Raw genomic sequence first — 19,194 nt, 5'->3', positions numbered from 1 at the left:
CGCCCTACTCCTGTCCGGACTGCGGATCGAACAGATCGCGCAGAGCCGCGCCGAGACGGTCAAAGATCAGCACAATGAGCAGCAGCAAAAATCCCGGGAAGAACGCAAGCCACCACATGCCGAGTGCGAGGTAACGCATCGACTCCGAGAGGATGATGCCGATTGCCGGCATATCCAGCGGCAGCCCGTACCCGAGAAAACTGATTCCGGCTTCGTGCATGATCGCATGGGGAAAGAGCAGAACGAGCCCGATGATGTACTGCGGCAGCACATGTGGTACGAAATGCCGCCGTGCCACAGTCACCCACGAGTACCCGTACTGCCGCGCCGCCAGAATATAGGGCTGTGCGCGCAGCTGCATGACCTCTGCACGGATGATGCGGGTCAGGCGCGGCCAGTGGGTAACAATGACACCGATGGACACCCCCATAACACCGCCGCCCATCATGACCGAGATCATGAGAATGAGCAGGATATGCGGAATCCCCATGCAGAGATCCACGAGCCAGAGTACAAACTGATCGACCTTGCCGCCGAATGCCGCCGAGAGCGTTCCGAGGAGCAGCGCAATGCAGGAGCTGACAAATGCGGCAGCAAAGCCGATTTGCAGACTGATGGACATTCCCTTGACCGAGCGCAGAAGCATATCGCGCCCCATGTTATCCGTACCGAACGGATGCGCCAAAGACGGCGCAAGATTCTTCTGCCCATAGTCAACTGCATACGCGCTCTCCGGCATCGTCGTCCCCCAGACGAGAATCCCGAGGATAAAGCAGCCCGCCAGCACGGCAAAGATCAGCTGACGCTGACGAACGCTCATGCCGCTGCGCAGGGAATTCTCTTTCATCAAGAACCTCCCCTCCCCTCACGCAGCTGCGGATCGACAATACCGTACAGAATATTGGCAATGAGATTTCCGGCAAAGACAAACACAGCGCTGAAAATCGCAATGCCGAGCAGGAGCGACAGATCACCGCGCAGCCCCGCCATCGTGACCGTACCGCCAAGCCCCGGATAGGAGAACACCGTCTCTGCAAGAATCGCGCCGCCGAACAGCTCATTAAACGAAGCAAATTGGAGTGTGATCGCGGGCAGCAAAATGTTGCGCAGACCATGCCGCCGCACACGCTGCCAGAGCGACTCGCCCCGCGCCTCGGCAAAGAGCATATAGTTTGTCCCCATCACCTCAATCATCTTCTCACGCGTCTGAAGCGTCATCGCGGAGATCCCCGTAACGCTCAGTGTCAGCGCAGGCAGGATCAGATGATGGATCTGCTCCGCGAGCGTAACCTCCTCATGCAGCTTCCCGATCGGCGCGGCAAGCGCGAGGGGGAACCACTGCAGCTTGACCGCGAACACCATCAGGAACAGCAGACCGAGCCAAAACACAGGCACGGAAACACAGAGCAGGGAGAACCCCTGTATCACCTTGTCGAAACGGCTGCCGCGATACATCCCCCCAAGCACGCCGAGTACAAAGCCGATCACACCCGAGAGCATCCATGCCGTCAGCATCAGCAGGAGCGTCAGACGGAATTTCTCCCCAATGACTTCGAGCACCGGCGCACGATAGATAAACGACGTGCCGAAGTCCCCATGCAGAATATTTCCCGCCCAGATGAGGAAGCGTTCGAGCGGCGGCTTGTCAAAGCCCCAGTAAGCGGCAACAAGCGCGTGCTGCTCTGCCGAGGCCGCCTTGTTGATGAAGTATGCGTCAATTGGATCAATGGGTGAATTTGCGAGCAGAATGAAGCTGATCGTACTCACAGCAACGAGAAGAAGGCTCAAACGAACGAGATTCCCTCCCAGAAAAAACAGTACGCGCTTATCCATTTACTTCCACTGCCATTCATCCAAGTTCGCGAGAATCCCCATCCCCTGTCCGCGCTCACCAACACGCAGATGTCCAAGCTCAAGACGCTCATTGACAAGATACGGAACCTGAACCGTTGCGATCCAGAGGTATGGAATATCTGCCTTCGGCCCTGTCGTTCCATCCCACTGTGCTGCCTTGAACTCGCGCAGCGCTTCCTCTTCCGAGGTTGCCGCAAGTGCGCGATCGATATGCGCATCGACTGTCGGATTGCGATAGATCGCAGGATTGTTAATCACATTGACACCGATCTGTGCAGAATGGAAATAATTGTAGATTGTCTGCGGCGTAAAGTCACCAAATGCCCACGTTGTCGGGATATTTCGCGCAATCTTGCGCGCCTCCGACCACGGTGTCGACTTTGCAATGATATTGATGCCAAGCTTCTTCGCATCCTGTGCAAGAGCCACAGCCGTATTATAGCGCTGCAGATCATTCGCCCGCCCGTTGATAACGAACTCCGCCTTCATGCCGTTCTTCTCGCGAATGCCGTCGCCGTCCGTATCCTTCCATCCCGCCGCCTCAAGGATCTTTACAGCCTCATCAACACGGTTGTCCTTCTCCTGCAGCGCGTTGTTCGCCCATGGGAGTGCCTCTGCGAAGTTCATCGTCGGCTTTGCAAAGCCTGCCAGCGCATTTTCGATAATCGTCCTGCGGTCAATGCCGATGTTCAGCGCGGTGCGAATCGCAGGATCACTCGTCACATTGTTGCCGATCAGCATTCCGTTTTCGTCATGCTCCGGTTCCTGCGGCATATTGATGCAGAAACTGTCGATGGAATCCATCAGAACCAGTTTCATGTTAGGAACAGACGCAGAAGCAAATTCCGGCGGGGTAAACACAAGATCCACCTGTCCCGACTGGGCGGCAGCGAGAATCGCATCATCGCCGAGGTTCAGCACCGTAACCTTCTTCAGCTTCGGTTTTTCTCCATAGTAGTATTCATTCGGCTCCATGATGACCTGCTGCTCCTTCTGGAAGGATACCACTTTCCACGGACCGCTGCCCACAGGAGCCGTCGCATAGCCTTCCTTGTAGACATGCTTCGGAACAATACCGAGCGAGGCTGTCGTCTCAAGGAAGACCGACCAGGGCTTGGAGAGTGTGAACTCTACCTGTGTCGGTGAGAGCACGCGCACGGACTCCAACACTGCCAGATCGACGGCGCTGCCTGCCTTCTTCGTTGTCTCATAGGTGAATGCAACATCCTCCGCCGTCAGCGGCTGACCATCGGAGAACTTGGCATCACTGCGGATCGTAAAGGTATATTTCAGCCCATCCGCCGAACGCTGCACATCCGTCGCCAAATCCTTAACGAGCTGATTCTTCGCATCATGCATCATCAATGCGCTGTGAAACGGATCCGGCCCCCACAGCCCCCATCCCGCCGTCGGGTCAAAGCCCTCGCCGACCATGTACTTGCCCACCGAGATTACGATCTCGCCCTTCTCGGCGCGCTCGTTCTTCGGCTGATCCGTTCCGCCGCATCCGACGATGAGCATTGTCATCGCCATCAGCATACACATCAGAAACTTCCTCACTGTCATGCCCCCTTCGTCATATAAAAAAACCTTTTTGCAAAAGCGCAAAAAGGCATACGAAACACATAAAATAATCGTGCCTTCCTGTCTCTCGCAGGAATGATTTCAGCGTTCCAATCGGGCAGTTCTTCTGGCTCTGCTTCCTCGTCTCCCTCGCCTTCCCAGTTTCCCAGTGACATATTGAGGTCGACTCCACATTACAGCTGCGGGACAGCGCAGGTCTTTCACCTGCTTCTCTATTAAGCGCAACGCGCACCCAATCGGCAAAATATTCAATTATGATTCTATTGTTAATAACTTTTAGCAGATTATCATAACATAAACATTCTGTCAAGGTCGTTTTAATCCCCTGATTCCAGCTTTCATTGCAAAAATATTCCTTGACAGAATCTCTATCCATTGTTATAATTCATCTTGTCGTTTGGACATGAACGGCGAAAAATGGGGTTATAGCTCAGTTGGTTAGAGTGTCTCGTTGACATCGAGGAGGTCACAAGTTCGAATCTTGTTAACCCCACCATTTGTTTTTCATCCGCAGTTGTGCGGATTTTTTTATCAGTGATTTTCTTAGGCTCACTTAGCTCAGTTGGTAGAGCATCTCCGTCACATGGAGGGGGTCGGGGGTTCGAATCCCTCAGTGAGCACCATTGTATATGACAGCCGTCCCATGTGGGCGGTTTTTTCGTATATGTAGGAGTACAAACAACAATGACACATGATAAGGAAAATGCAGCCCATATCCTCGCACAGACCTCTCTGGCGGAGGGAATGGACAAAGAAGAAATCGCTGAGCTCCTCGCCTCGAGTGATGTGGCACTGCGCATATACCCGAAGGGAGCTATTGTCTTTCACGATGGTGAGATGCCCCACTCGCTCTATATTTTGCTCGAGGGAGAGGTGCATATTCTCAAGGACACGTATTCCGGACGGCAGATCTTCATCTCGGAGATCGATCGCCCGGGCGATATGTTCGGCGAAGTCTACGAGGTGCTGAAACGGCCGTATGATATGTATGTCCGTGCTGTGACAAAAGTAAAGCTGCTTGAGGTCTCGAGCCATCTCTTCACACTTGATCTCGGAGAGACGCCTCGGCGCTCTGCGCTGATCGTTCAGCGAAATCTCATGAAGATCTTTGCGGGCAAGGCATATGGGATGCACACAAAGCTTAAAATTCTCGCGAGCGGGATGCTGCGCGAAAAAATTGTGCGCTATCTCTTTCCCCACATTGACGATCATGGAAATATAACCCTCACCGTCAGCCGTGAGTTCATGGCTTCCTATCTCGCCGTCAGCCGCCCCTCCCTCTCGCGTGAACTGAGTGCGATGCAGCGTGAGGGCATTATCGAGGCGGCCGGGCGCACGATTCATATCCTTGACATGGAGCAATTTGAATCGTATCTTTAGGCGCGTTTTTACCGATATATCGGACATAAAAATGGGGCTGCCGTATGTACGGCAGCCCCATTTTTATGTAAATGTTGTAGGAATCAATGTGCACCGCAAGTGCCTGTTGACACACTGCAGTCTTCGTTGCGGTTCGTAAAGCCAAGTTCGCGGATGAGCTCCATGTCCTCGGCGATCGTCGTGCCCGATGTCGTGAGCATATTGCCCGTGATGGATGCGGACGCGCCCGCAAGGAACGCTGTCGCGCCGTTCTCGGGCAGCAGCTTGCGCCCTGCACCGAGGCGAATATTCGCAGTTGGATTGATGAAGCGGAAAATCGCGATGGTTCTGAGGATGTCCTCGCCCGAAATCGGTGCGAGGTGTTCGAGCGGCGTCCCTGGAATCGCCATGAGTGAGTTCAGAGGGATGGACTCGATGCCGAGCTCCTGCAGGGCAAACGCCATATCAAAGCGATCCTCCCATGTCTCTCCCATGCCAATGATGCCGCCAGAGCAGACACAAAGCCCCTCTGCCTGTGCCATCTTGATCGTTCGGATACGATCGGCATATGTATGTGTGGTGCAGATCTCAGGGAAATAACGCTCCGAGGTCTCGATGTTGTGATGATAACTTGTCACGCCTACCTCACGCAGACGGCGGAACTGGCTACGCGTAAGAAGGCCATGCGAGGCGCAGAGATCAATGGAGAGTGTGCGGCGCATCGTGTCATAGGTATCCAGAGCCTTCTCAAACTCCTCGCCCGAGAGCGCACCGCCTGACGTCACGATGGAAAAGCGGTTGGCACCCGCATCCTGATTCGCCTTTGCATGTGCGATGATCTCCTCCTGTGGGAGGAAGTTGTAGGTATCGACACCCGTCTTATGACGCCCTGCCTGCGCACAGTACTTGCAGTCCTCACCACAGCGTCCGCTGCGCCCGTTGACGATCGTACATAGGTCGATATGGCTGCCGCAGAAATGTTTCTGCAGACGATGGGCTCCCTCGCCCAGTTCCTCAACCGGTGTATCCATAAAGATCGACCGATCATCATCTCGACTGATGCGGTAGCCCGCAATAATCTTCTGTGTGAGTTCTGCAATACGGTTTTCTCGCATGAAAAAAATCCCTGCCTTATAATAAATCTTTTTTATGTTTCCCATTATAAGGCAGGAATCTATTTGCGTCAACTAAATATTCTATTTATGGTTTACTTTTTATATTCATCCACCAGAAAACGCACGCGTTCATCATGCACACAGACTTCTGTGATAAAGTCGGCCAAATATTCGTCGAAAATTCCCTCACGTTTGCACAGGTCGTGCAGGGCTGACACCGCCTCTTCCACATCAATATTGTATTCGATGCGGTGTAAGAGGCGCGCGATCGTGCGGCGTGTCTCATAGGAAAAGAACATCTTAAGGTTGGCCGCGGCAGCTGTACTCCGATCCGCACGGACGAGCCATGTGCGTGTCGTGAGATCATCGCTGATGTTCAAAAACCCTTCCTCTGCCCACGATTCTCCACCCGCCGGATCATCGTCACGCTCGCCCGCAAAGAAATGAATCTCCTTGTAGAGCGTGTCGTTGAGAAGTCGTACGATCTCTGGCTTGGCGTAGAGATGACGGTCACCTCGAACGGGAAATTCCCCATTGCGCAGACCTGCAAGAATACGGTGATAGCGGATATTCGTGTAGCTCGTATAGAGCGTTCCCGTCTCCTTGAGTGCACGGTTCAGCGCCATGAGACTGTCATATGGTTCGTATGCAGACTCAATGGCAAATTCTGAAACGATGCGGTCAAAAAACAGCTCTGCAAACGGCAGCGGTTCACGCCGCCAATCAAGTACATGCCAGTGCACACGGAGATCAGCAAGAACGGCATGTTCCGCAACCTCCGCATAGGGCGTAACGGCGTGAATCTCCGCATTTGGGTGCATCTGCCGCAGCCGCCTGAGGTATGCCGATCCATCGACGATGAGGATGCGGAGTGTTTCTGCACTCGGTACGAGGAGGTCAAGAAGCTCGTTTTTCAACGTATAAAATCTCCGCGCTCTGCCCACAGACGTTCAATCTCGCTCGTAAATGCTGTGAGATATGCCGTCCTATCCATCAGCGCAGAGGCCTCCACCTCCGCACGTAGTGCCGTGCGGTTCGTCCGAACACCGACGATGTCCTCCGCCATGTGCACGGCCATCTGCTCATATGCACGCACATCATCTGCAATCCATGCCGTTTTTCCTGCCGCCGTGAGCATGGATGCACCAAGACGCGCAGCATGATGCGTTTGCCCACGCAGGGTGATGACAGGCACGCCCATATATAGAGAGGTAGCCGTCGAGGCGCCGCCCGTATACGGGAACGTATCGAGGGCAATGTCGATATCGCCGTAGTCGCCGAGATAGTCGTGCTTTCCCGTACGGACGAAGATGCGCTTCGCAGGCAGCTTCAGCCCCTCGATCATCTCGAGGATGGTCGTAACGCGCAGCGGACTGTCCACAGATGCGTCCTGCAGGATGAGCTGTGCTTTCGGCAGTTTTTTGAGGATACGTCCCCAGGATTTGAGACACTCCTCGTTGATCTTCATAAAGTTCTGGAGCACTCCGAAGGTGATGGGCGCATCGGCAGGGCGGTCCGCTACTGTACTTGCGCGCATTCCCGCATCAGGCGTGAAGTGGAACGCATGCGGCAGACGGAGCAGCTGCTCGCTATAGAACTCCTCCACCCCCGCAGGTGAGAGCACTTCATCTGTGAGGAAAGCGTCCACGAAGGGCACGCCTGTCGTGGCAAACCAGCCAATGCCGGAGATCTGCACAGGAGCTGGGCAGCGTGCGAGCACCATGAGGGTCATGCCGCCGTCCGTATGTCCGCCGAGGTCAAAGAGAACATCGATCTCGTCTGCGCGGATACGCTGCGCTTGTTCCTCGATGGAGAGATTTGCAAGTGCCTGGTAACTGACACTGCCGCGCAACTCATCTGTAAAGGCATCTGTACGGTCGTCGAGTGCATATGCGTAAACGTCATATTTCGCTCCAAGACTGCGCAGCAGCGCCTCGTAAAAGAGTGATGAGGAGGAGCTGAGGAAATGCTGTGCGAGGAATCCGATACGCAGGCGGTCATGACGTACATTCGCGCGCGGAGCAAGTGGCTCCTCGTTCCGATAGAGTGTTGCATACATATCGAACTGTGCCTTCAGCTGCGACGGAGTCAGGTTTGCAGCGGCGTGGCAGAGGTAGAGATAGTTCGAGAAATGCGAGCGCTGACTGCGCAGGAACTTATCCTCCGTCGCCGCCTCGAAATACGCCGCAATCGCGCCCTCTGTATCTGCGAGCGCACCGCAGCACGCGCCCATCATCTCAGAGAAGCGCCACTGCTCGTCCGCAGGGATCTCTTCATGGGCGCGCAGATAGAGAATCGCCTCAATCGCCTCATAGATATATCCCGTGTGAATGTCCTCGCGAATCGCTGTATAATCATCCATCCAACTCATCGTTCAGTTCTCTCCAATCTAAAATATGTTATTTCGGGCGGACATCCGATACGCAGGGGGAACCAGCTGCCGTTGCCCGTATGGACATAGCCATAGCTCTCACCAATGCGCACCATGCCGCGCGTATATTTGAACACAGGGAACAGGGGCACCCCAAGGATGCCGAACTGACTCCCGTGTGTATGACCTGTCAGCGTCAGCGGCACGCTGCCATGTGCCGCCGCATCATCGATAAACTCGGGGTGATGCGCGAGCAATATCGTCATTGTATCCGCAGGAACCACCTTCATGGCATCTGCAAAGTAGGCTGCCTTTTGCGGATAAAATGCATCCCCGCGCGCAAAGGGATAATCGACGCCCGCGATATAGAGTCCTCCGCGCCCCGTGACCCGCGCTGCACTGTTTAAGACGACATGCACTATCCCCTCACGCGCCATGTGATCAACGAGGGGGCGCCCATTCCGATAATATTCATGGTTGCCGATACAGTACCAGATCCCGTCACGCCAGTCCCCCGCATGCGCGGCAAGTACCGCTGCTGCTGGCTCGTTCAATCGCTCATCATCGAAGATATCACCCGTCACGGCGAGCAAGTCCGCACCGCCCGCCGCGACTTCCGTAAGAAGTGCATCAAAATCCTCAACCGAAAAATATGTACCAAGATGCACGTCGCTGATCTGTGCGATCACCATGCCGTCCGCTTCATGTGGAAGATTCGCAATCGGAATGGTGTAGTCGCGCCGTACCGTTCGATGGCGTTCAATGAATGCACCATAGCTGCTGAGCAGAAATCCCGCCGCAGGATAGAGTGCCGCATTTTTCAGTACGCGGCGCCGTTCGGCATTGTACGGAACAGCCTCGATCCTGCGCCGGAGGGCACGCACAACGACAGCAAGGACGACGAATCCAAGGGTAATCATCTGCCCCACGAGCAGGAGAATGATGGGCAGCGCAATCATGCCTGCCCAGCCCTCCGTTTGATGGGTACTGAACAAATAGTAGAGCAGACCCACGCCCCCGAGCTCAGCGACAGTCAACGCGATGCGCAGGATACGCAGCCGCTGCCCCGTCGCCAAATAGCGCAGCGCATACAGGCACAATCCGAGACAGGCGAGTACGACCAGCAGGAAAATCACAAAAAAACCGGGCAATTTTACCTCCTAAGCTGTCAAAGCCCCGTAATCATGGAGACGAACGGTATCGTCGCTACGGAGATCAACGTCGAGAGGGCTATGATCTCCGTCATCAGAGGATAGGCAACCTTGTTGTAGAGCAGAGCCACCATAGCCACCATACCGCCCGTCGGTGCGGCGACAATGACGAGGCTGCACCCGAGAATGTAGGAATTCGTCACGAAGAGTTTCATGATAAAGAGAATCGGGATGGGCAGCACCACTGCCTTGAGAAAGGTATAGAGCAGGAGTTTCCGATCCGTCAGCATGTGACGTACGTGAATGTCCTTGAGCGACGCACCGATCATCATCATCGCGAGCGGCGCGGTCATCGCTCCGAGCATGGCGAACGTCTGCGCAAGGAGCGGATGCGTCGGAATCTCGGCGAAGTAGATCACGCACGCGATCAGCGAGGCACTGATGCCGGGATTCAGCAGCATACGGAACATCTCGAGCCCACGCCGCTTGTGAATACTGATGGAGGAAACACCGTAGACAAAGAAGAGCAGATTCACGGGAATAAAGAAGAGCGTCATGTAGACGACTGCCTGATCGCCGTATACACCCTGCACGAGCGGCAGCCCCATAAAGAGGGAGTTGTTGAACCAGAACGAGAGATTGACCGCCCCGCGCAGCCGCCCGCGAAAGCGCAGGAGCAGCGGCAGGATGAAACCGACAAGACACATCATCGCAAGGAGAACAGCGTATGCGGTATACGTCTCGATGACCTGTTCCAGCCCCATGTGCTCCTCGGCGTGCATTGCCGCCGAGATGATAAGGCAGGGGCATGCAATGTTGACAATCAGCGAGGAAAACTGCTCCTGATTGTTCGGAATGATGATCTTATAGCGGCGTGCGAGCGCCCCCGCAAAGATCATCAGAAAGAATACGATCATCTGACCCAAAATCAGCATTACATTACCTTCTTTATTTCAGTTCGTAAAATCAGTTGTGTATCTCTTCCAGCAGCGGCTTCAAAAATTTCCCCGTATAGGACTCTGCAGCCTCTACGATCTGCTCCGGCGTCCCCTTCGCGACAATCGTCCCGCCGCGTATACCGCCCTCGGGACCGAGGTCGATGACATAGTCCGCCGCCTTGATGACGTCAAGGTTGTGCTCGATGACAACGACCGTATCTCCGCCGTCCACGAGCCGCTGCAGAATGACGAGCAGCTTGTGAATATCCGCCGCGTGCAGTCCCGTCGTTGGCTCATCGAGAATGTAGAGTGTCTTGCCCGTGCTGCGCTTCGACAGCTCCGTCGCGAGCTTCACGCGCTGTGCCTCGCCCCCCGAGAGCGTCGTCGCGGGCTGTCCGAGACGGATGTAGCCAAGCCCCACATCGCGGATGATCTCAAGCTTGCGCGCGATGCGCGGCACATTCTGAAAGAAGTCCACCGCCTCATCGATCGTCATGTCCAGTACCTCGGCGATGGTCTTGCCCTTGTAGTGTACCTCAAGCGTCTCGCGGTTATATCGTGCGCCCTTGCAGACCTCGCAGGGGACATAGACATCGGGGAGGAACTGCATCTCAATCTTGAGAATGCCGTCGCCGCGGCACGCCTCACAGCGCCCGCCCTTCACGTTGAAGCTGAACCGCCCTGCCTTGTACCCGCGCATGCGCGACTCGGAGACCTGACTGAAGAGATCGCGGATCGCATCGAATACGCCCGTATAGGTCGCAGGATTCGAGCGCGGCGTGCGCCCGATCGGCTGCTGGTCGATGTTGATGACCTTGTCGATGTGCTCAAGCCCCTTGATCTTCTTGTGCTTGCCGGGCTTTCCCTTTGCACGGTAGAGGCGTGAGGCGACGCCGCGATAGAGGATTTCGTTGACGAGCGTCGACTTGCCCGAGCCGGATACCCCCGTCACGAGGGTGAGCGTCCCGAGCGGAAATTTCACGTTGATTTCCTTGAGATTGTTCTCCGCTGCGCCAACGATCTCAAGAACGTTGCCATTCCCCTTGCGGCGCTCTGCCGGCACAGGGATGAACTTCCTGCGCGCGAGATACTGCCCCGTGATGGATGCGGGATTTTTCATAATCTCCGCCGCTGTCCCCTCCGCGACCACCTCGCCGCCATGTTCGCCCGCACCGGGGCCGATGTCGATGATGTGGTCGGCGGCGTGCATCGTGTCCTCGTCGTGCTCCACAACGATCAGCGTATTGCCGAGGTCGCGCAGATGGCGCAGGGTCGCAAGCAGGCGGTTGTTGTCACGCTGATGCAGGCCGATGCTCGGCTCATCGAGAATGTAGAGCACCCCCATCAGCCCCGAGCCGATCTGCGTCGCGAGACGAATGCGCTGTGCCTCACCGCCCGAGAGCGTCCCCGCAGCACGCGAGAGTGTGAGGTAGTCGAGTCCCACATCAAGGAGGAAATTCAGACGTGCATGAATTTCCTTTAGAATCTCCACGGCGATCTTTGCCTCACGCGGGGAAAAGTCCTTCTCCGCCTCCGCGAGGAATACGTCTGCCTCGCGAATCGTGAGCGCCGTGAGTTCGGCGATGCTCTTGCCGCCGATCGTCACGGCAAGCGTCTCAGGCTTGAGTCGTGCGCCGTGACACGCCGTACACGGGGTCTCCGTCATATAGTCCTCGTAGCTCTCGCGCATCTCCTCCGAGTCCGTCTCGCGGTAGCGGCGCGCAAGCGCGGGCATAACCCCTTCGTACGGGACGTTGTACTCCTTTTCCTCGCCGAACATATTCGTATATTGGAAGGAAACATACTCCTCCGAGCCGTAGAGCAGCATCTTCTGCGTCTTCTTGTCCATGCGGTTCCACTGCGTATGCTCGTCGTAGTCATGCGCACGCAGGAGCGCCGTAATCGCACGCATCCCGTAGGAGTTCGGATTTTTGGACAGGGGTGCAAAAACACCGTCCGCCACACTGAGTGTTGGATCAGGCACAACCAGTTCCTCATCGAACTCCTTGTGACTGCCGAGTCCCGTGCAGACGGGGCACGCACCGAACGGGCTGTTGAACGAGAACATGCGCGGTGCAATCTCGGGGAGCGAGATGCCGCAGTCCACGCAGGCAAAATTCTCGCTGAACATGAGCAGTTCTCCGTCCACCACCTGCACGTAAACCACGCCGCCGCCCGCACGCAGTGCCGTCTCGAGCGAATCCGTCAGGCGGCTCTCCATCCCCGCGCGTACAACGAGACGGTCGACAACAATCTCGATTGTGTGCTTCTTCTGCTTCTCAAGGGCGATTTCCTCGCCGAGGTCGCGCAGTTCCCCGTCGATGCGGACGCGCACATAGCCGTCGCGGCGAATCTGGTCAAGGATCTTGCGGTGCTCGCCCTTCTTCCCTCGCACAAGCTGTGCCATGATGAGCAGCTTCGTCCCCTCGGGCTGCGTCAGGATCGCATCCACCATCTGATCGACGCTCTGCTGCGCGATGGGTTTGCCGCAGCTCGGACAGTGCGGGCGTCCCGCGCGCGCGTAAAGCAGGCGCAGATAGTCATAGACCTCCGTCACCGTGCCCACCGTCGAGCGCGGATTGTGGCTCGTCGTCTTCTGGTCAATCGAGATCGCAGGCGACAACCCCTCGATGTTGTCCACGTCGGGCTTGTCCATCTGCCCAAGGAATTGCCGCGCATACGCAGACAGCGACTCCACATAGCGGCGCTGCCCCTCGGCATAGATCGTGTCAAAGGCGAGCGAGGATTTCCCCGAGCCGGACAGCCCCGTCACCACAACTAATTTATCACGCGGAATCTCCACATTGATATTCTTCAAATTATGGGCGCGTGCGCCCTCGATTTTGATGCTTTCGTTCATTATAATTCCTATTTTTTCTTCTTGGGCAGTTCGCCCTCAAGTTCCACAATCATATCGCGCAGCTCCGCCGCACGCTCGAATTCGAGCGCACGAGATGCCTGCTGCATTTCGCGCAGGAGACTCTTGACGAGGTTCTCGCGCTCCTTCTTGCCAAGTTTCTTCTTGGACTTGCCGTCCTTCTTGCCGTAGGGCGCTCTGTCCTCGGCGGCAACGAGCGTCATCTCAATGAGTGGGACGATGGGCTTTTCGATCGTCTTTGGCGTGATGCCGTGTGCCTCGTTGTATTCGTTCTGTATCGTGCGGCGGCGCTCCGTCTCGTCGATGGCACGCTGCATCGAGCCCGTGATGACATCGCCGTACATGATGACGTGCCCGCCCGCGTTGCGTGCGGCACGTCCAATGGTCTGGATGAGCGCGGTATCGGAGCGCAGAAAGCCCTCCTTGTCCGCATCGAGGATAGCGATGAGCGACACCTCCGGCATATCAAGACCTTCGCGCAGGAGGTTGATGCCGACGAGCACGTCGAATTCGCCCGCGCGCAGGTCGTGAATGATCTCCGCACGCTCGATGGTCGCAATGTCCGAGTGGAGGTAGCGCACCTTCACCCCCGCCTCGCGCAGATATTCGGTGAGGTTCTCCGCCATGCGTTTCGTGAGGGTTGTGACAAGGACGCGCTCATTGCGCTCGATCCGCACGCGGATCTCCGAGAGCAGGTCGTCGATCTGTCCGTCGAGCGGGCGCACCTCCACCACAGGATCGAGAAGCCCTGTCGGGCGGATGATCTGCTGTGCGACCTGCTGTGCCTGCTGCATCTCGTATTTTCCCGGTGTTGCGGAGACGTAGACGATCTGGTTGACACGCGCGGCGAACTCCTCGAACGTCAGCGGACGGTTGTCGAATGCGGACGGCAGACGAAAGCCGTTGTCCACGAGCGAGATTTTGCGGCTGCGGTCGCCGCCGTACATGGCGTGAATCTGCGGCAGAGTCACATGGGACTCGTCGATCATGATGAGGAAGTCCTCGGGGAAGTAATCGAGCAGGGTATACGGTGTATCCCCCGCGTTCCTGTGCGTAAGGTGGCGTGAGTAGTTCTCGATGCCGGAGCAGTAGCCCATCTCCTCGATCATCTCAAGATCGTAGTTTGTGCGCTGTTCGAGACGCTGCGCCTCGAGCAGTTTGCCCGCCCCCTTCAGCTCATCCAGACGCTGTGCAAGCTCCGTACGGATATCCGCCATGGCGATCTTCATATCCTCGTCCTCGGTGACGTAGTGGGACGCAGGAAAGACCATCGAATGCAGACGCTCGCCGTATACCTCGCCCGTCATGGCATCAAACTCGATGATGCGCTCCACCTCGTCGCCGAACATCTCGATGCGCACGCCTCGGTTGTTGTAGCCCGCAGGAAAGATCTCGACCACGTCGCCGCGCACGCGGAAGCGCCCGCGCTCAAAGGCAATATCGTTGCGCTCGTAGCGGATGGAGACGAGCTTCTGCAGAATCGCCTCACGCGGGATGGTCTGTCCCTTGTGCACGGAGAGCACCATCTCATGATAGCTCTCGGGCGAACCGAGGCCGTAGATGCAGGACACGCTCGCAACGATAATCACGTCGCGCCGCTCGAACAGCGAACAGGTCGCGGAGTGGCGCAGCTCATCGATCTCATCGTTGATGGACGCGTCCTTCTCGATGTAGGTGTCCGTCTGCGCGATGTACGCCTCGGGCTGGTAGTAGTCGTAGTAGCTGACAAAGTAACCGACGTAGTTGTCGGGAAAGAAGGACTTGAACTCGCTCGCAAGCTGTGCCGCGAGGGTCTTGTTGTGCGCGATGACGAGCGTCGGGCGCTGCACGCGTTCGATGACCTTTGCCATCGTATAGGTCTTGCCCGTCCCCGTCGCACCGAGCAGCACCTGCGCCGCCATCCCGTTCTCAATGCCGCCCGCAAGATCTGCAATCGCCTGCGGCTGATCGCCCATCGGCTCGAAGGGCGCGGCGACCTTGAACGGAATCTCCTTCTCGAAGATCGTCGTATTGAGTTTCGGAACCATCGCCATAGCTTGCCCTCCTTCGTGCTGCAAAAAGTCATTCTGTCATTATAACGCATTCAACGTGTGATGGAAATAGCCGCGCATAAAAAAGCACCCCGCAGGGTGCTTCCTATCTCGTGAATTAGAGTTTGCTGACATCCGCCGCCGTCATGATCTCAACAACGGTGATATCTTTTACCGTATTGAGATCGATAAAGCCGCCGTCCGTGAGCTGCACGACGGGCATTGCCGTGACACGCGACTCGTCGATATAGACGATGCGTCCCGCCGTTCCGTCCGAGAGACGCAGCCAGCAGCCATTGAGTGCGGCATTGAGCTTGCGCATAAAGAGCACGGCGTATTCCGAATCGAGCTTTCCGTCCAAAACGTCTGCGTAGAGAATCTTGAAGACCTCGAACGGCGAGCGCTTCTCCGCATAGCTGCGGCTGGATGCCATAGCGTCATAGCTGTCGAGTACAGCGAGCACCTTGCCGAATGTGCTGATCTGATCCGCCTCAAGTCCGGACGGGTAGCCCGAGCCATCGTTACGTTCGTGGTGCTGAATGACGCCGTTCATGAGATCGGTACGCCCCGAGAGTTCGCTCCCCTCAAGGAGCTTGAAGCTGTCAACCACGTGATTCTTGAGGATATCGAACTCCTCCTCCGTGAGACGCCCCTTCTTTTCGAGCAGATCCTTCTCGATGAACTGCTTGCCGATGTCGAGGAAGAGTCCCGCGAGCACAAGGTTCTGACGATCCATGCCCACAAGCCCCATCCACTTTGCCATCAGTCCGCTGAGGATGGCGAGATGGACGCAGTGATGGATGTTGTAATCCCCATCCTGGTTCATCGTGTAGATCATGGAAACCGCCGTCGCGCCCTCTTTATAGAGATCGCGGAGACGTCCGCTTGCCATCACAGGTTGGAGAATGTCCATGTTGAGCCGCCCCGTAAGCGCGGCTTCCTGAAAGAGCTTCTCCATCTCTCCATAAACGTAGCGGTAGTCCTCCTCGTATTTGCTGTCCAGTTTGGCATCCCGCTCGGGCAGTGCGGTGTCCTCAGATGCCGCTTCCCGTTCTCTCTTGATAGCCTTTTCCTTCTGAACGGCAGCAAGAATACTATCCTCATCGACGTAAACGGATGCAACGCCCTTTTCCTTGAGGAGTTTGATCATATCACGATCCAGAACGGTACCGCCCTCGACGAGGACGATATCGGTGTCTCCGTCGTAAACAGTACGCCCAAGGAGCATCTCCGGCAGCAGGCTTCGGACAGCAAAGGCTTTTAACATAATGTACTCTCTCCCTTTTCTCTTCCTTGAATAGCGTTTCCCAATTTATCCTTTGACAACAATATTGACGAGCTTGCCAGGAACACAGACAACCTTGACAATCGTTTTTCCCTCTGTGAGTTCCTTCGCACGCGGCAATTCAGTGACGAGACGCTCCATCGCTGCCCGATCGAGATCGGCGGCAATCTTCACGCGGTCACGTACTTTTCCATTGATCTGCAGGACAACCTCGATCTCATCCTGTGCGAGTGCAGCTTCATCATACGAAGGCCATCGCTGTGCATGCACGCTCCCCGTAAACAGGCGTCCCCATAATTCCGCCGTGATGTGCGGCGCAAAGGGCGCGAGCATGCGCAGGAGTGCACTTGCCGTCTCACGCGCAAGCGCAGGGCTAAGCGTTTTCTCCTGAAAAGTGTAGATCGCATTAACAAGCTCCATAATGGAGGAAATCGCTGTATTGAACATGAAGCGGTCACGCACGTCCTCCGTGACCTTCTTCGTAGTCACGTGCAGGATATGGCGCAGGTCGGACTCCTCTGCAGTGAGCCCGGTCGGATCATAGGACTCGGGCGCGCTCTTAATAATGTCCTCGAACTGCAGCAGGATGCGCCAGACGCGGTTCAGGAAGCGATATGCTCCCTCAACGCCCTGATCACTCCAGTCAAGGTCACGCTCCACTGGAGCCGCGAAGAGGATGAAGAGCCGCGCTGTATCCGCACCGTACTTCTCGATGATCTCCTCGGGCGAAACGACGTTGCCGAGCGACTTCGACATCTTCGCGCCATCCTTGATGACCATCCCCTGTGTGAGGAGGTTCGTGAACGGCTCATCGAAGTCCAGCATCCCTGCGTCGCGCAGCACCTTCGTAAAGAAGCGCGCATAGAGGAGATGCAGGATTGCGTGCTCGATTCCACCGATGTACTGATCGACGGGCGCCCAGTAGTTCACCTTGTCCCGATCAAAGGGGCGATCTGTGTTCTTCGGATCGGCGTAGCGATAGTAGTACCACGAGGAGCAGATAAAGGTGTCCATCGTGTCCGTCTCGCGCGTTGCTGAACCGCCGCACTTCGGACATTTGCAGTGCAGGAAGTGCTCGCTGCTCGACAGCGGCGACACAGTTCCCTGCTCGAAGGATACATCCTCTGGCAAGCGCACGGGGAGTTCTTCCTCGGGCACAAGCACCTCGCCGCACTTCTCGCAGTTGATGATGGGAATGGGCGCGCCCCAGTAGCGCTGACGCGAGATGAGCCAGTCGCGCAGGCGGTAGTTGACGCGGCGTTTGCCGAAGCCCTGCGCCTCCGCCTCGTCGATGATCGCGCCCATCGCTGCGTGCATCTCCATCCCGGTGAACTTGCCCGAGTTGATGAGGAAACCTTCCTTTTCGACATAGGCTGCCGTCATATCCTCGAGACGCAGCTCGCCCTCCGGCGGACGGATGGTGAGGATCTTTCGGATGCCGTACTTCGTCGCAAACATCCAATCGCGCTGATCCTCGGACGGCACCGCCATGACCGCACCCGTGCCGTACTCGAAGAGGACATAGTTCGTGATCCAGATCTCTACCTGCTCTCCGTTGAACGGGTTTATGCAGTAGAGTCCGGTGAAGATGCCCTCCTTCTCCGACTCGCTCGACGCACGTTCGATGTCGGACTGCTTCTTCACGCGTGCACAGAATGCGCGGATCTCGTCTGCCTTGTCGCTGATCGCACAGATCTTCTCGACGAGCGGATGCTCAGGTGCGAGCGCAAGGAAGGTGATGCCGAACACGGTATCGGGACGCGTCGTATAGACGGGAATCTCCGTCTCAAGCGCGGGTGCCGGCAGTCGGAACTCCAGCCCCTCGCTGCGGCCGATCCAGTTCTCCTGCATCGTCTTGACGCGCTCCGGCCACCCCGGCAATTTCACGAGATCTGCAAGGAGTTCGTCGGCGTAGTCTGTGATCTTGAAGAACCACTGTGCGAGGTTCTTCTTGTGTACCTCGCACTTGCAGCGCCAGCATTTACCGTCCTCAACCTGCTCGTTTGCAAGCACTGTGCCGCAGGTATCACACCAGTTGACAGAGGCCGCCTTCTTGTATGCCAGCCCCTTCTTGTAGAACAGTTCGAAGAGCCACTGCGTCCAGCGGTAGTAGTCCTCACGGCACGTGATGACCTCACGTTCCCAGTCATAGGCAAGACCGAGCGTACGCTGCTGCCGCTCCATGTTCTCAATATTCGCATACGTCCACTTTGCAGGATGTACCTTGTTCTGGATCGCAGCGTTTTCTGCAGGCATACCGAAGGAGTCGAATCCCATCGGATGCAGGACGTTGTAGCCTTCCATTGTCCGAAAACGTGCGACAACATCTCCAATCGAGTAGTTGCGGACATGACCCATGTGGAGTTTTCCTGACGGATAGGGAAACATCTCAAGCACGTAGTATTTCGGCTTCGTATCATCCATCTCCGTATGGCAGGTGTGATCGGTCTCCCAAATTTTCTGCCACTTTGCTTCGATCTCCTGCGGGCAATATCTCTCCACTATACTCTTGCTCCTCCCAGTATCGATTCACGCTGTTGTCAGCAATATTGCATAAGAATAGTTTCGATTCATTATACATGAAAGAAAGAGTATGCGCAATCCTTATTCATAGTTCCGCCCCATGTAT

13 protein-coding genes, 2 tRNA genes and 1 riboswitch are annotated in these 19,194 nt (G+C 56.2%); of the genes, 3 read left to right on the top strand and 12 right to left on the bottom strand.

Translation table 11 applies throughout. The features are described 5' to 3' along the window. Positions 1-4 precede the first annotated feature (4 nt). The 3 genes from HMPREF1992_RS06555 to HMPREF1992_RS06545 are packed head-to-tail and all read right to left on the bottom strand — an operon-like array spanning position 5 to position 3,420. Positions 5-847: an ABC transporter permease gene (locus HMPREF1992_RS06555; protein ID WP_021685081.1), complete on the bottom strand. Its 843-nt coding sequence runs from the start codon at positions 845-847 to the stop codon at positions 5-7. After that, positions 847-1,833 carry an ABC transporter permease gene (locus tag HMPREF1992_RS06550; RefSeq protein ID WP_021685080.1) on the bottom strand — a complete coding sequence of 329 codons (987 nt, stop codon included), beginning with the start codon at positions 1,831-1,833 and terminating at the stop codon, positions 847-849. Before HMPREF1992_RS06550 ends, HMPREF1992_RS06555 begins: the two co-directional genes overlap by 1 nt. Beyond that, entirely contained in the window at positions 1,834-3,420 is a 1,587-nt protein-coding gene (locus tag HMPREF1992_RS06545; protein WP_021685079.1) for an ABC transporter substrate-binding protein, read from the bottom strand. Positions 3,421-3,516: 96 nt separating this feature from the next. Continuing rightward, a riboswitch (cobalamin riboswitch) is annotated at positions 3,517-3,689 on the bottom strand. 168 nt (positions 3,690-3,857) lie between these two features. Here HMPREF1992_RS06545 and HMPREF1992_RS06540 point away from each other — a divergent pair. The 3 genes from HMPREF1992_RS06540 to HMPREF1992_RS06530 all read left to right on the top strand — a co-directional run bounded on the left by HMPREF1992_RS06540 (position 3,858) and on the right by HMPREF1992_RS06530 (position 4,818). Further along, positions 3,858-3,934 (top strand) — tRNA-Val (locus HMPREF1992_RS06540). Between the two features lie 51 nt (positions 3,935-3,985). Next, positions 3,986-4,061: transfer RNA gene (locus tag HMPREF1992_RS06535), tRNA-Val, on the top strand. 61 nt (positions 4,062-4,122) lie between these two features. Then, positions 4,123-4,818 (top strand): Crp/Fnr family transcriptional regulator, encoded by a 696-nt coding sequence (locus tag HMPREF1992_RS06530; RefSeq protein WP_021685077.1) that lies wholly within the window; start codon positions 4,123-4,125, stop codon positions 4,816-4,818. Positions 4,819-4,901: 83 nt separating this feature from the next. Here the strand turns inward: HMPREF1992_RS06530 and bioB are convergent, their stop codons facing one another. The 9 genes from bioB to leuS form a co-directional block, all read right to left on the bottom strand. Further along, positions 4,902-5,912 (bottom strand): biotin synthase BioB, encoded by a 1,011-nt coding sequence (gene bioB / locus HMPREF1992_RS06525; protein WP_037358916.1) that lies wholly within the window; start codon positions 5,910-5,912, stop codon positions 4,902-4,904. A gap of 92 nt (positions 5,913-6,004) precedes the next feature. Beyond that, positions 6,005-6,829 (bottom strand): class I SAM-dependent methyltransferase, encoded by an 825-nt coding sequence (locus HMPREF1992_RS06520; protein ID WP_021685075.1) that lies wholly within the window; start codon positions 6,827-6,829, stop codon positions 6,005-6,007. After that, positions 6,826-8,283 carry a hypothetical protein gene (locus tag HMPREF1992_RS06515; protein ID WP_021685074.1) on the bottom strand — a complete coding sequence of 486 codons (1,458 nt, stop codon included), beginning with the start codon at positions 8,281-8,283 and terminating at the stop codon, positions 6,826-6,828. Before HMPREF1992_RS06515 ends, HMPREF1992_RS06520 begins: the two co-directional genes overlap by 4 nt. Continuing rightward, positions 8,280-9,434, bottom strand: coding sequence for a metallophosphoesterase (locus tag HMPREF1992_RS06510; protein WP_037358799.1), 1,155 nt, complete (start codon positions 9,432-9,434; stop codon positions 8,280-8,282). Before HMPREF1992_RS06510 ends, HMPREF1992_RS06515 begins: the two co-directional genes overlap by 4 nt. A gap of 17 nt (positions 9,435-9,451) precedes the next feature. Then, a complete protein-coding gene (locus HMPREF1992_RS06505) occupies positions 9,452-10,369 on the bottom strand; it encodes an AEC family transporter (protein ID WP_021685072.1) in 918 nt (305 codons plus the stop codon). Between the two features lie 31 nt (positions 10,370-10,400). Beyond that, on the bottom strand, positions 10,401-13,232 hold the full coding sequence (gene uvrA / locus HMPREF1992_RS06500; RefSeq protein WP_021685071.1) for an excinuclease ABC subunit UvrA: 2,832 nt from the start codon (positions 13,230-13,232) through the stop codon (positions 10,401-10,403). A gap of 8 nt (positions 13,233-13,240) precedes the next feature. Next, positions 13,241-15,283 carry an excinuclease ABC subunit UvrB gene (gene uvrB / locus HMPREF1992_RS06495; protein ID WP_021685070.1) on the bottom strand — a complete coding sequence of 681 codons (2,043 nt, stop codon included), beginning with the start codon at positions 15,281-15,283 and terminating at the stop codon, positions 13,241-13,243. A gap of 115 nt (positions 15,284-15,398) precedes the next feature. Next, positions 15,399-16,547 (bottom strand): HD-GYP domain-containing protein, encoded by a 1,149-nt coding sequence (locus HMPREF1992_RS06490; protein ID WP_021685069.1) that lies wholly within the window; start codon positions 16,545-16,547, stop codon positions 15,399-15,401. Between the two features lie 45 nt (positions 16,548-16,592). Beyond that, on the bottom strand, positions 16,593-19,067 hold the full coding sequence (gene leuS / locus HMPREF1992_RS06485; protein WP_021685068.1) for a leucine--tRNA ligase: 2,475 nt from the start codon (positions 19,065-19,067) through the stop codon (positions 16,593-16,595). Between the last annotated feature and the right edge of the window lie 127 nt (positions 19,068-19,194).

The sequence above is a fragment of the Selenomonas sp. oral taxon 892 str. F0426 genome (assembly GCF_000468035.1).
GTDB lineage: Bacteria > Bacillota > Negativicutes > Selenomonadales > Selenomonadaceae > Centipeda.
This window is presented reverse-complemented; position numbering and strand designations above follow the sequence as displayed.